General features: G+C 65.7%; 14 protein-coding genes. 13 read left to right on the top strand and 1 reads right to left on the bottom strand.

Annotation, left to right across the window (positions count from 1 at the left end):
* The first annotated feature begins 4 nt into the window (after nucleotides 1-4).
* Together SMAL_RS06755 and nth are read left to right on the top strand one after the other, a co-directional pair.
* Nucleotides 5-358, top strand: a complete 354-nt coding sequence (locus SMAL_RS06755; protein WP_012510553.1) for a hypothetical protein — start codon at nucleotides 5-7, stop codon at nucleotides 356-358.
* Nucleotides 358-1,050 (top strand): endonuclease III, encoded by a 693-nt coding sequence (gene nth, locus SMAL_RS06750; RefSeq protein WP_004151462.1) that lies wholly within the window; start codon nucleotides 358-360, stop codon nucleotides 1,048-1,050. The genes SMAL_RS06755 and nth overlap by 1 nt, the downstream gene beginning before the upstream one ends.
* An 80-nt stretch (nucleotides 1,051-1,130) precedes the next feature.
* Here nth and SMAL_RS06745 read toward each other — a convergent pair whose 3' ends face one another.
* Nucleotides 1,131-2,363, bottom strand: coding sequence for a porin (locus SMAL_RS06745; protein ID WP_004151438.1), 1,233 nt, complete (start codon nucleotides 2,361-2,363; stop codon nucleotides 1,131-1,133).
* 552 nt (nucleotides 2,364-2,915) lie between these two features.
* Here SMAL_RS06745 and pstS (SMAL_RS06740) point away from each other — a divergent pair.
* From pstS (SMAL_RS06740) to rnt, 11 genes are all read left to right on the top strand, one after another.
* Complete coding sequence (pstS, locus tag SMAL_RS06740; protein ID WP_012510552.1) at nucleotides 2,916-3,932, top strand: phosphate ABC transporter substrate-binding protein PstS; 1,017 nt, start codon at nucleotides 2,916-2,918, stop codon at nucleotides 3,930-3,932.
* A 642-nt stretch (nucleotides 3,933-4,574) separates the two neighbouring features.
* Nucleotides 4,575-5,663, top strand: a complete 1,089-nt coding sequence (gene pstS / locus SMAL_RS06730) for a phosphate ABC transporter substrate-binding protein PstS (RefSeq protein ID WP_012510551.1) — start codon at nucleotides 4,575-4,577, stop codon at nucleotides 5,661-5,663.
* An 82-nt stretch (nucleotides 5,664-5,745) separates the two neighbouring features.
* Nucleotides 5,746-6,714 (top strand): phosphate ABC transporter permease subunit PstC, encoded by a 969-nt coding sequence (pstC, locus tag SMAL_RS06725; RefSeq protein ID WP_012510550.1) that lies wholly within the window; start codon nucleotides 5,746-5,748, stop codon nucleotides 6,712-6,714.
* Entirely contained in the window at nucleotides 6,714-7,577 is an 864-nt protein-coding gene (gene pstA, locus SMAL_RS06720) for a phosphate ABC transporter permease PstA (protein ID WP_004151398.1), read from the top strand. Before pstC ends, pstA begins: the two co-directional genes overlap by 1 nt.
* A gap of 19 nt (nucleotides 7,578-7,596) precedes the next feature.
* Complete coding sequence (gene pstB / locus SMAL_RS06715) at nucleotides 7,597-8,427, top strand: phosphate ABC transporter ATP-binding protein PstB (RefSeq protein ID WP_005408788.1); 831 nt, start codon at nucleotides 7,597-7,599, stop codon at nucleotides 8,425-8,427.
* Nucleotides 8,428-8,518: 91 nt separating this feature from the next.
* Entirely contained in the window at nucleotides 8,519-9,232 is a 714-nt protein-coding gene (gene phoU / locus SMAL_RS06710; protein WP_087943698.1) for a phosphate signaling complex protein PhoU, read from the top strand.
* 258 nt (nucleotides 9,233-9,490) lie between these two features.
* A complete protein-coding gene (locus SMAL_RS06705; RefSeq protein ID WP_012510548.1) occupies nucleotides 9,491-9,847 on the top strand; it encodes a hypothetical protein in 357 nt (118 codons plus the stop codon).
* Nucleotides 9,834-10,709 (top strand): HvfB family MNIO-type RiPP peptide maturase, encoded by an 876-nt coding sequence (locus SMAL_RS06700; protein WP_012510547.1) that lies wholly within the window; start codon nucleotides 9,834-9,836, stop codon nucleotides 10,707-10,709. Before SMAL_RS06705 ends, SMAL_RS06700 begins: the two co-directional genes overlap by 14 nt.
* Nucleotides 10,702-11,457 carry an HvfC family RiPP maturation protein gene (locus tag SMAL_RS06695; RefSeq protein WP_012510546.1) on the top strand — a complete coding sequence of 252 codons (756 nt, stop codon included), beginning with the start codon at nucleotides 10,702-10,704 and terminating at the stop codon, nucleotides 11,455-11,457. Before SMAL_RS06700 ends, SMAL_RS06695 begins: the two co-directional genes overlap by 8 nt.
* Before the next feature lie 27 nt (nucleotides 11,458-11,484).
* Complete coding sequence (locus SMAL_RS06690; RefSeq protein ID WP_012510545.1) at nucleotides 11,485-12,006, top strand: HvfX family Cu-binding RiPP maturation protein; 522 nt, start codon at nucleotides 11,485-11,487, stop codon at nucleotides 12,004-12,006.
* Nucleotides 12,007-12,165: 159 nt separating this feature from the next.
* Nucleotides 12,166-12,816, top strand: a complete 651-nt coding sequence (rnt, locus tag SMAL_RS06685; RefSeq protein ID WP_004151343.1) for a ribonuclease T — start codon at nucleotides 12,166-12,168, stop codon at nucleotides 12,814-12,816.
* Nucleotides 12,817-13,199 lie beyond the last annotated feature (383 nt).

Genomic DNA, 13,199 nt, shown 5'->3' with positions numbered 1-13,199 from the left:
CGCCATGGCATCCCGACCCAACCCCGCGCAGCTGTTCGCCCGGGTCCAGGCAGACGATCTCGATGGCGCCCTGCAGGCCGGCCTGATGGACTATGTGGCCCGCGCCGGCGACGAGCAGTTGCTGCCCGGCCACCCGGAGCTTCCACAGCGCCTGCGCCAGGCCCAGCAGCAGCTGCAGAATGCCTGGGCCGCACGCGAACGCTACCGCACCCGTGCCGTGCGTCTGGCGCGACGTGAGGCCGAACGCGACGCAAGGCGCACGCCCGCCGCAGCACCGGACGTGAAGCCCGCGCTGCCCGCTGCGGCGGCCGCGATTCTCGCCCGGGCCAAGGCCCGCGCCACCGGCAAGGAACAGTAATGGCCACTGCGAAGAAGACCGCGCGCGTACCGGCGCGCCGTGGCAGCGTGATGCCGCGCGCCGACGTGGTGGAGATGTTCACCCGGCTGCGCGAACTCAACCCGCACCCGAAGACCGAGCTGGAATACAGCTCGCCGTTCGAACTGCTGGTGGCGGTCGCGCTGTCGGCGCAGGCCACCGACGTCGGCGTCAACAAGGCCACGCGCCGGCTGTTCCCGGTGGCCAACACGCCGGCGAAGATCCTCGCGCTCGGCGAAGACGGGCTGAAGCAGTACATCGCCACCATCGGCCTGTTCAATGCCAAGGCGAAGAACGTGATCGCCACCTGTGCGATCCTGCTGGAAAAGCATGGCGGTGAAGTGCCACGTGATCGCGACGCGCTGGAAGCGCTGCCGGGGGTGGGCCGCAAGACCGCCAACGTGGTGCTCAACACCGCGTTCGGTGAACCGGTGATGGCGGTGGACACGCATATCTTCCGCGTCTCCAACCGCACCGGCCTGGCACCAGGCAAGAACGTGCGCGAAGTGGAAGACAAACTGGTGAAGGTGATTCCGGCCGAGTTCCTGCTCGACGCGCATCACTGGCTGATCCTGCACGGACGTTATGTGTGCAAGGCGCGCAAGCCGGATTGCCCGGGCTGCGTGATCGCCGACCTGTGCCGGTTCAAGGAAAAGACCACTGCCGAGGCGTGACCGCGTTCGTGGTGTGACAAAACGAAGACGGCGGGCGCAGGGCCCGCCGTCCTCGTTTGCAGACAAGGTGCTTCAGGTGATCAGAACGACAGGTCGCCCCAGACGCCGAATTCCTTGGTCTTGTCGTTCTTCTTGTCGCCGGCGTTGGCCAGGTGCGTGTACTTGTACACGGTCGACAGCTTGAGGTTCTTCATGACCGGGAACTCGACACCGACGTTCCAGTACTTGTCGCTCAGGGTCGGGTCCAGGGTCTTGCTGACGTCAGTGTCATCGTAACGACCGAACACGTTGATGCCGCCGTCGGTGACGCGCACGCTGCCCCACACCGACCAGCCGCTGGTCTTGTCGGTAGCAACGGTCATCACGTTGTTGAGGTTCTTGGCCTGGAAGTACTCGCCACCGACGCGGAAGTCGCTGCTGGCGTAGGCGACCATCGCGTTGGCGCGGGTGTAGGTGTTCTCGGCGCTCTGGATGTCCGTTTCCTTGCCCAGCTTGCCGCTGTAGCCACCGACGGCAACCACGAAGTTCTCGTTCGGGGTATAGGCCGCGCGGCCTTCCACGTCCATGCCCTTGCTGCGGGTCGGGTTCTTGTAACCGGCGCCGGACACGACCGAGACCGCGTAGTTGAAGTTGTTGCCCAGGTTGCCGAAGCCATGCAGGCCCCAGTCGGACGAGTTGCCGTACTTCAGGCGATCGGTCAGGGTGTTCTCGACATAACGCATGCCGTAGAACTTCTCGACGTACGGAATCCACGGCATGTCGGCGGCACCGACGCGCAGGTTGAAGGCCGGGTCGAAGCTGCCCTGCACGTAGGCCTTCTTGACGAACAGTTCGGTGTTGCCGATGGCCGAGCTGTACTGGAAGTCGGTGGTCAGGTTGGCCGACCAGATGTCGTTGAACTTGTGGTCGACGGTCAGGTAGAAGCGCTTGACGTCCAGACCGGTGCCACTGGCGGCGGTGTCCTTGCCGTTGCTGGTCTTGTCGATGTTGGTCAGGTCGAAGAACATGCGACCGCCGATCTTGTTGTCATTGACCAGCTTGGCCAGCTTGTCGACGCTGGTCTGGGTCTTCTGTGCACCTTCCAGAGCCTGGGCCTGGGTGATGTTCACTTCGGACTGCGCGTCAGACTGTGCCTGCAGCGCCTGCGAATCGTTCTGCAACTGCTGGACCTGGGCCTGCAGGGCAGCGATCTGCGCCTGCAGCTGCTGCAGCTGTGCCTGGGATACGCCCGTGCTGGCGGGAGCTGCGAAGGCGTCGGCGGAAACCAGACCGAGGCTTGCAACGACCGCGGCGGCGAGCAAATGGGAACGCATTTTGGATTTCTCCAGAGGGTTGGAATGGCTTGGGCAGAACGCCACGCCGGCAGGCCGGTCAAGCGTTTTGCGAACATTCCGTTAAAACCATGACAGCCGAATGACAACCTGAGCACCAACCACAGATTTCTTCGTGCGGTCATGCGTACGACTCATTTGCCGCCACATCCTTGTCGATCCCTTGCCGCATATGGCGTCACGTATCAGCGTTCATGCGCGGACCTGTCGCTGCGGGACCTTCACCGGCACCGCTGGTTTCGCGTGGATGACGCGGCATCACTGCGGAATGCCAGGCAGGGATGGCATTGACGACCACAGCGGGCAGGCCATCAGCGACATATAGAACGTGATCGCAACCGGGCCAGGTCCGTCTCCGTTGCATTGGTCATCACGTTGCCCGCAGCACTTAGAACCTTCACACCCCTGCTGTGCGGGCGCCGGGCAGCACTGTAACGGTTGCGTCATACAACGGTCCCTGCGCTGTCATCGAACCGTTATGGAATGTGCGCCGGGCGGGTAACCCCGCATCCCAATCAACCCAGGAGCCACCCCGTGATCCACGCCTTCAAGTCGCGCGTTGCCGTTGCCGTCTTCGCAGCGTCGTCCGTGTTCGCCGCCAACGCCGCTGAAATCACCGGCGCGGGCGCCTCGTTCATCTACCCGGTGATGTCGAAGTGGTCGGCCGACTACAACGCCGCCACCAGCAACAAGGTCAACTACCAGTCGATCGGTTCCGGTGGTGGTATCGCCCAGATCAAGGCCAAGACCGTTGATTTCGGCTCCTCCGACGCCCCGCTGAAGCCGGAAGAACTGGCCGCTGCGGGCCTGGCCCAGTTCCCGTCGGTGATCGGCGGCGTGGTGCCGGTGGTCAATGTTGCCGGCATCGCCCCGGGCGCGCTGAAGCTGGACGGCACCGTGCTGGCCAACATCTTCCTGGGCAAGATCAAGACCTGGAACGACCCGGCCATCGCCGCACTGAACCCGGGCGTGACCCTGCCGAGCGCCAAGATCACCGTCGTGCACCGTTCGGATGGTTCGGGCACCACCTTCAACTTCGTCAACTACCTGTCCAAGGTCAGCCCGGAGTGGAAGAGCTCGGTCGGTGAAGGCACCTCGGTCCAGTGGCCGGCCGGCATCGGCGGCAAGGGCAACGAAGGCGTTGCCGCTTACGTGAAGCAGATCAAGGGCGGCATCGGCTACGTCGAACTGTCCTACGCGCTGCAGAACAAGCTGTCGTACACCGCGATGAAGAATGCCGCCGGCCGCTTCGTGCAGCCGAGCGACGCCTCGTTCGCCGCCGCTGCTGCCAGCGCCGACTGGGCCAGCGCCAAGGACTTCTACCTGGTGATGACCAACGCCCCGGGCGCCGAGTCCTGGCCGATCACCGCAACCAACTTCATCCTGGTGCACAAGAAGCCGAAGAACCCTGCCAACGGCAAGGCCACCCAGGAGTTCTTCCGCTGGGTCTACAAGAGCGGCGACGCCCAGGCCCGCCAGCTGGACTACGTGCCGCTGCCGGACAGCCTGGTGCGCCAGATCGAGACCTACTGGACGCAGAACCTGAAGTAAGCAAGCGCGTTCCCCCGCAGGAACGGGATCGGCGGGTCCTCTCTCCCCCGCCGATCCCACCCGGGCGCGAGATCCTCGAGATCTCGCGCTCTTCTTGTTTTTAGGGGTCGGTCGTGAAGAGCGTTTGCGCCTTCGCTGATCCGTGGGTGAGTCGGTGGGCCAGGGCGTGCAGGACACGCCGTAAACCCTTCCTTGGGGGCTCGGCCACGGCATCCATGCCGTGGACGGTCCTGCACGTCCTGGCCCACCGCCTCTCGACAGTTCATCGGGGGCGCGGTGGGGTCATGGAAGGCAAGAGCGGGAGCAAAGGCAAGGGCGTTTGTAGAGCCGAGCCCATGCTCGGCTGGGTGCTGGAGCGTGCGGACCAACGGTCCGCACCTACCGAGGGCAAGGAGTCCGCACCTATCGAGGGCAAGGAGCAGTCGAGCCTGGCTCGACTCTAGAAGGGCCAACCGACCGTCATGGTCGGTGCGCAGATCGGGGGTCCCCGGGGGCCCGCGGAATCGGGGCCAACCCCGTGAAACCCTTGTCAGAACGTGATCCAGGACACCTCTGTCATCGTCGTAATACGGCTGTAACAAAAACATCATTTCATAGCCGCATCCGCCGACGCCGTCGGCTCTACCCCGCTATGGAGTGACCATGAAACTGCACTCGGCCGGCCTCGCCGCCCTTTCCCTGGCCATCGCCCTGGGCCTGTCGGCCTGCGGTGGCGACAAGCAGGCCGCGCAGCAGCCGGCTGCCGACGGTGCCGCCGCCCCGGCCGCTGCCGGTGCCAAGGTGACCGCCGAAGTGTCCGGCGCCGGCGCTTCCTTCATCTTCCCGCTGGTGTCCAAGTGGTCGGCTGACTACAACGCCAGCACCGGCGCCAAGATCAACTACCAGTCGATCGGCTCCGGTGGCGGCATCGCCCAGATCAAGGCCGGCACCGTCGACTTCGGTTCCTCCGACAAGCCCCTGAGCAGCGAAGAGCTGGCCCAGGCCGGCCTGGCGCAGTTCCCGTCCGCCATCGGCGGCGTGGTGCCGGTGGTCAACATCGAAGGCCTGGAAGGCGGCAAGCTGCGCCTCAGCGGCGCCCTGCTGGCCGACATCTTCCTGGGCAAGGTCAAGACCTGGAACGACCCGGCCATCGTCGCCGCCAACCCGGGCGTGAAGCTGCCGGACGGCAAGATCACCCTGGTCCACCGTTCGGACGGTTCGGGCACCACCTTCAACTTCTCCAACTACCTGTCCAAGGTCAGCCCGGAGTGGAAGACCAAGGTCGGCGAAGGCACCTCGGTGCAGTGGCCGGACGGCGTCGGTGGCAAGGGCAATGAAGGCGTCGCTTCGTACGTGAAGCAGATCAAGGGCTCGATCGGCTACGTCGAACTGGCCTATGCCCTGCAGAACGGCATGCCGTACACCGCCATGCAGAACGCCGCCGGCAACTGGGTCGAGCCGAGCGCGGAAACCTTCGCCGCTGCGGCCGCCAGCGCCGACTGGGCCAGCGCCAAGGACTTCAACCTGGTCATCACCAACGCCCCGGGCGAGCAGGCGTGGCCGATCACCGCCACCAACTTCATGCTGATGCAGAAGCAGCCGAAGGACGCCAAGCGCAACCAGGACACCCTGGCCTTCTTCAAGTGGGCCTTCGAGAACGGCCAGACCCAGGCCAACGAGCTGCACTACGTGCCGCTGCCGGCCGACCTGGTCAAGCAGATCGAGGCCTACTGGGCGACTGACCTGAAGTGATGGACATGACGGTGCCCGCCCCGCGCGGGCACCGCCTCTGCCACGCCGTGCCGCCCCGCCCCTTCCTGGCCCCGCCGTCCCCATGAATGCCATCGCCCAGCCTGTAGCCGCCCCGTCCACGCGTGATGCGCGTGATGCCCGCAACGACAAACTGTTCCGATGGGTGCTGGTCGGCACCGTCATCTTCGTCCTCATTGCCCTGGCCTGCGCCGCGCTGTCGATGCTGTGGGGCGGCCGCCATGCCCTGCAGATGCAGGGCCTGAGCTTCTTCTTCTCTGCCGACTGGAATCCGGTCGAAAACAAGTTCGGTGCCCTCGCCCCGATCTACGGCACCCTGGTCACCGCCGCCATCGCGATGGTCATCGCCGTGCCGGTCAGTTTCGGCATCGCCTTCTTCCTCACCGAAGTCGCGCCGCGCTGGCTGCGTGGCCCGGTCGGTACCGCCATCGAACTGCTGGCCGGCATTCCCTCGATCATCTACGGCATGTGGGGCCTGTTCGTGCTGGTGCCGGTGATGACCGAGTACGTCACTCCGTTCCTCAACGAGACCCTGGGCGAATGGCCGATCATCGGTCCCATGTTCCAGGGCCCGCCGCTGGGCATCGGGATGCTCACTGCCGGTTTCGTGCTGGCCATCATGGTCATTCCGTTCATCTCCTCGGTGATGCGCGAAGTGTTCCTGACCGTGCCGACCCGCCTGAAGGAATCGGCCTATGCGCTGGGTTCCACCAAGTGGGAAGTGAGCTGGGACATCGTGCTGCCCTACACCCGCTCGGCGGTGATCGGCGGCATCTTCCTCGGCCTCGGCCGCGCCTTGGGCGAGACGATGGCGGTGGCCTTCGTGATCGGCAACAGCGTGCGCCTGTCGCCGTCGCTGCTGGAACCGGGCACCACCATCGCCGCGCTGATCGCCAACGATTTCGGCGAAGCCACTGAAACCTACCGCTCGGCCCTGCTGCTGCTCGGCTTCGTCCTCTTCATCGTCACCTTCGTGGTGCTGGCCATTGCCCGCCTGATGCTGATGCGCCTGTCCCGCAAGGAGGGCAACTGATGTCCAGCACCGCTGATTCGCTGTATCTGCGCCGCCGCATCGGCAATGTCATCGCCATTGCCGCGTCCTGCGCCACCGCCCTGTTCGGCCTGTTCTTCCTGGGCTGGATCCTGTTCACCCTGGCCTCCAAGGGCCTTGCCGGCATCAACCTGGATCTGTTCACCAAGATGACGCCGCCGCCGATGCAGGAAGGCGGCCTTGCCAATGCCTTCTTCGGCAGTGCGGTGATGTGTGCGCTGGCAATCGGCATCGGCACCCCGCTCGGCGTGCTGGCCGGCACCTGGCTGGCCGAGTACGGCAACGCCCGCAAGGCCGGCACCGTGGTCCGCTTCGTCAACGACATCCTGCTGTCGGCGCCGTCCATCGTGCTTGGTCTGTTCGTCTACACCCTGTACGTGATGCAGACCGGCGGCAACTTCTCGGCGTTCGCCGGTGCACTGTCGCTGGCCTTCATCGTGCTGCCGGTGGTGGTGCGCACCACCGACGAGATGCTCCGCCTGGTGCCCTCGCAGATGCGTGAGGCGGCGCTGTCGCTGGGTATCCCGCAGTGGAAAGTGATCGTGCAGGTGCTGTACCGCAGTGCCTCGGCCGGCATCATCACCGGCATCCTGCTGGCGCTGGCCCGCATCTCCGGCGAGACCGCACCGCTGCTGTTCACCGCCTTCGGCAACCAGTACTGGAACAACAACATCTTCCAGCCGATGGCCTCGGTACCGGTGGTGATGAACCAGTTCGCCGGCAGCCCGTATGAATCCTGGCAGGTGCTGGCCTGGGCCGGTGCCCTGGTGCTGACTGTCTTCGTGTTGCTGGTCAGCCTTGCCGCCCGCGGCATCCTGCTGCGCAACCGTATCTCCCATGACTGACCTTTCCGTGGATAACGCCATGAACGACCTTTCCAACGCCGTGCCGATGCAGCGCATCGCCGTGCCGTCCTCGCACGAGAGCCTGCACACGCCGTCGCCGGTGAAGCTGGCTGCGCGTGGACTGGACTTCTACTACGACAAGTTCCATGCCCTGAAGGGCATCAACCTGGAGATTCCGGAAAAGCGCGTGACCGCGCTGATCGGTCCCTCCGGTTGCGGCAAGTCGACCCTGCTGCGCATCTTCAACCGCATCTACGCGCTGTACCCGAAGCTGGAAGCACGCGGTGAGGTGCTGCTGGACGGCGAGAACATCCTGTCGCCGAAGTACCCGATGAACCGCCTGCGCAGCAAGGTCGGCATGGTGTTCCAGAAGCCGGTGCCGTTCCCGATGACCATCTTCGAGAACGTGGCCTACGGCATCCGCCACCATGAGAAGCTGAGCAAGGCCGACATGGCCGACCGCGTCGAGCAGGCGCTGCGCCAGGGCGCGCTGTGGGACGAAGTGAAGGACAAGCTGGGGCAGAGCGCACTGGGCCTGTCCGGTGGCCAGCAGCAGCGTCTGTGCATCGCCCGTGCGGTGGCCCTGCGCCCGTCGGTGCTGCTGCTGGACGAGCCGACCTCGGCGCTGGACCCGATCTCCACCAGCCGCATCGAGCAGCTGGTCGAAGAGCTCAAGCACGAGTACACCATCGTGATCGTCACCCACAACATGCAGCAGGCCGCGCGCGTGTCCGACTACACCGCCTTCATGTACCTGGGCGACCTGATCGAGCACGACCGCACCGAAGTGATCTTCTCGCAGCCGTCGCAGCGGCAGACCGAGGATTACATCACCGGTCGCTTCGGCTGAAACGCCAGTCGACAGACAGACAATGTCAGTCGAGCATGGCTCGACTCTACAAATCACGTCAGTCGAGCGTGGCTCGACTCTACAGAGTGGAATGAACATGAATCTTCCCAACGACCACATCGTCAAGAGCTACGACGAAGAGCAGCAGCGCCTGGTGGCCGAAATCGTGCGCATGGGCGAGATGGCCGTCGCCCAGCTCGAAGCGGCGATGGACGTGATCGAGAAGCGCGACGAGAACGCCGCCCATCGCATCATCGCCAACGACGAAGCGATCGATGCGCTGGAGCAGCAGATCAGCCATGACGTGATGCGCCTGGCGCTGCGTGGGCCGATGGCGCGCGACCTGCGCGAAATCCTCGCCGGCCTGCGCATTCCGGCCGACATCGAGCGCATCGGCGACTACGCTGCCAACGTCGCCAAGCGCTCGATCGCGCTGGGCAAGGTGCCGCCGCTGCCGCAGATCCAGGGCCTGCGTGCTCTGGGCCGCCTGGCCGCGCAGCAGGTCCGTCGCGCCATCGCCGCCTACCGCGACAACGACGCCGATGCCGCGCTGGCCCTGCGTGAGGACGACGCCCGCCTGGACGCGCAGTACACCGCGCTGTTCCGCGAGCTGCTGACCTACATGATGGAAGACCCGCGCAACATCACCCCGTGCACCCATCTGTTGTTCATGGCCAAGAACCTGGAGCGCGTGGGCGACCATGCCACCAACATCGCCGAGAACGTGTGGTTCCTGGTGCATGGCGAGCAGCCGCTGCCGCCGCGTGAAAAGCGCGACGAGACCTCCAGCACCGACCAGATCTGATACTGCACCGCAACACCGGAGTTGACTCCAAGGTGGCCGCTGTCCTGCTGACAGCGGCCTTTTTGTTTTGGGCGTTCCGGCAGTTCATCCCCGCATGGCGTGGCCTACCAGGCCGCTGGTCTCCCCTTCTGTAACAAACCTCACGAAAATTTGAGTTCTTGGCGAGGATTCGTTGAGTAGGATCGCTGCACCATCGCTTCCACCGGCATCCCTGCCGGCTACCCGGGCATCTGCCCACACCACCCAGGAGCACCACCGATGAGCAGTTCCAACAAGACCCTGTCCCTGCTGACTGCTACCGCCCTGGCCGCTGGCCTGGGCATGACCGCCAGCGCTTCGGCGCTGAGCATGAGTGACCTGGCCCAGGGCTATCTGGTTGCTGGCCAGGCCGCCAAGGCCACCACCGATGCCAAGGCAGCGGACACCAAGATGGCCGCTGATGCGACCAAGCACGCCGAAGGCAAATGTGGTGCCGACGGCAAGAGCGCTGAAGGCAAGTGCGGCGCCGACAAGGGCAAGGCCGCCGGTGCTGCGGCAGGCGCCAAGGCCAAGACCGGCGACAAGAAGTCGGCCGAAGGCAAGTGCGGCGAAGGCAAGTGCGGTGCCAAGCACTGACGTCCGCGCCGCCGTCGTCCACCCGCGGTCGCCGCTTCGTGCGGCGGCCGCCGGGTTGGGCCTGCGCCGGGCGCTGCTGCAGGATCTGCGCGACGCGCCGGCCGGTGACTTCGACTTCCTCGAATGCGCGCCAGAGAACTGGATCCATGTCGGCGGCCCAGCCGGTGATGCATTGGCCGAACTGGCACAGCGCCATCCTCTGAGCTGCCATGGCCTGTCGCTGTCACTGGGCGGCAGTGCACCCCTGGATACGCAGCTGCTGGAGCAGGTCGGGAACTTCCTCGACACGCATCGCGTGCCGCTGTACAGCGAACACCTGAGCTACTGCAGCGACGATGGCCACCTCTACGACCTGTTGCCGATTCCATTCACCGACGAAGCCGTGCGCCATACCGCGGCACGCATCGCGCGCGTGCAGGACATTCTCGGCCGCCGCATCGCGGTGGAGAACGTCTCCTACTACCTGGCACCGGAACCGGCGATGGACGAACTGGCCTTCACCAATGCCGTGCTCGCCGAGGCCGACTGCGACCTGCTGCTGGACGTCAACAACGTCTACGTCAATGCCTGCAACCATGGCTACGACGCCGACACCTTCATTGCCGGGCTGCCCGCAGAGCGCATCGTCTGCCTGCACGTGGCCGGGCACCTGGATGAGGCACCGGACCTGAAGATCGATACCCATGGCAGTGCTGTGATCGACCCGGTCTGGGAACTGCTGGCGCGTACCTATGCACGCATCGGCGCGCGTCCGACCCTGCTCGAACGCGATTTCAACTTCCCCCCGTACGCCGAGCTGCAGGGCGAACTGCAGACCATCCGCCGCCTGCAGGCCACGCACGCCGGGAGCGCACATGGCTGATGCTCCCGACAGGCTGCGCGCACAGCAGCATGCGTTCACCGCACACCTGCGCGATCCGCAGGGTGTGCCACCGCCAGTCGGGCTGGAGCCACGCCGGGTCGCGGTGTACCAACGGCTGCTGTTCAACAATCTGCTGGGCCTGTTGAGCAACGGCTTCCCGGTCTGCGTGCGCCTGCTCGGCGAACCGGCCTGGAGCGCGCTGGTCCGCCAGTACTTCGCGACCCATCGCTGCCAGGCACCGCTGTTCACCGAGCTGGCCGCCGAATTCGTGCAATGGCTGCAGGCACAGCTGCAGCTGCCGCACCCGGCGCTGGCCGAACTCGCTCATTACGAGTGGGTGGAGACCGCGCTGTACCAGTTGCAGGCCGAGCCGCTGCCGGCACCCGGCAACATCGATCCGCTGCAGGTACCGCTGCAGCGCTCACCACTGGCCTGGCCGCTGCTGTACCAGTGGCCGGTGCATCGACTCGGTGCCGAGGATGCGCCAATGCAGCCGCCGGCCGAACCGACCGGCCTGCTGGTGCGCCGTGAGGCCGATGGCGAAGTGCGCTTCGCCGCACTCAGCCCGTTGGCGGTGTACCTGCTGTCCAGCATCGGCGAACAACCCGGCCTCGATGGACATGCCTATCTGCGGCAATTGGCCGCTGCGAACGGCCTGGCTGAGGAGGCGCTGGCCGGGCCCGGTGCCGTGCTGCTGCAGCAGTTCCTGCAGGCCGGCGTGATCGGCCCGCTCACAGTCCCTGGCTGACGCCCCTTCCCCCACGGAGAACCACCGATGAACCTTCCGACCCTGGCCGCCACGCGTGGCCAGCTGGACCGTCTCGCCCCCTGGTTGGCCCCGCTCGGCCTGCGCCTGCTGCTGGCCTGGGAATACTTCGAATCCGGCCGCGAGAAACTGCGCGGCCAGAACTGGTTCGCCGACCTGCAGGACGCTTTCCCGTTCCCGTTCGACCAGCTGCCGGCCGCGCTGAACTGGCAGCTTGCGACCTGGTTCGAGCTGATCGGCGCCGCCTGCCTGCTGTTCGGGTTCGGTACCCGATTTGCTGCCGCCAGCCTGCTGGTACTGACCGTGGTGGCCACCTATGCGGTGCACTGGCCAATGGAATGGAACTCGCTGGCCGACCTCGCCATGGGCTATGCGATCAGCGACCAGGGCTTCGGCAACTTCAAGCTGCCGGTGCTGTTCATGGCCATGCTGCTGCCGCTGATCTTCACCGGTGCCGGCAGGCTGAGCGTGGATGCATGGTTGGCGCGGTGGTCTCCCTCGGCCACGCCTGCGCGGCCAGCAGTCCGGTAATCGCCAACCCTGGTCGGCGCACCGTGTGCCAACCAAGGTTGGCACCTACCGGAATCCTGAGCGCGCGGTGCCCCGGTAGGTGTCGACCTTGGTCGACACGCTCCACCCATGCTCCGAAGGCTGGCCGGGCGCTCAGGGTCGCTCTGCTAGAATTCACGCATGACTGACCCCACCCCCGCACCTGCCGCCGCTCCCGATTCCGCAGTTCCCCAGGCGCAGCGCGCGATGTCGCAACGCTTCCGCGGCTTCCTGCCGGTGGTGGTGGACGTGGAAACCGGCGGCTTCGACAGCCAGCGCAACGCGCTGCTGGAAATCGCCGCGGTGCCGATCGAGATGGACGAGAACGGCCTGCTCTACCCCGGCCAGACCGCCAGCGCCCACGTGGTGCCGGCCGAGGGCCTGGAGATCGACCCGAAATCACTGGAAGTGACCGGCATCATCCTCGACCACCCGTTCCGGCTGGCCAAGGAAGAGAAGGCGGCACTGGACCACATCTTCACCCCGGTGCGGGCAGCGATGAAGAAGTACGGCTGCCAGCGCGCGATCCTGGTCGGCCACAACGCGCATTTCGACCTCGGCTTCGTCAATGCCGCCGTGGCGCGCACCGGCCACAAGCGCAATCCGTTCCATCCCTTCAGCGTGTTCGATACGGTGACCCTGGCCGGTATCGCCTACGGGCAGACAGTGCTGGCACGTGCGGCCAATGCCGCCGGGTTGGGCTGGGATGCGAACGAGGCGCACAGCGCGGTGTACGACACCGAGCAGACCGCGCGGCTGTTCTGCACGATTGCCAACGCCTGGCCGCGGTGAAGCGGCCAACGGCGGAGCCCCTCGTGGCGTGAAGCGAATCATCAGTTGGGCCGGACGGGTGGACTGCGCAGGGGACGCTGCAAGTCCCCCTCCGGGGCCCAGCCCAGCCGCTGGCGACTGTGCGTTCGGTCGCTCGCGAAGCAGTGCTTCGCAAGCAAAGCGCCCTCACCCCTGTAAGCTCGGTCGCCGCATCCATGCGGCTCACGCCCCTGCGCAACCCACCCGTCCGGCCACGGACACGTTGCTGGGCGCCACGGAAAGATCAGAAAAGCAGGAGCAACAGCGGGTCGCTGCGCTCGTTGGGGCTGCCGATCACCTCTGTAGTGGGTCACTTCTCTGGTGGGTGCCGACCGTTGGTCGGCACCGCCGGTTGGTACGGCAAC

This window comes from Stenotrophomonas maltophilia R551-3, assembly GCF_000020665.1.
GTDB lineage: Bacteria > Pseudomonadota > Gammaproteobacteria > Xanthomonadales > Xanthomonadaceae > Stenotrophomonas > Stenotrophomonas maltophilia_L.
Note: the sequence above shows the minus strand (reverse complement) of the source record. Positions and strands in the feature narration are given on the sequence as shown.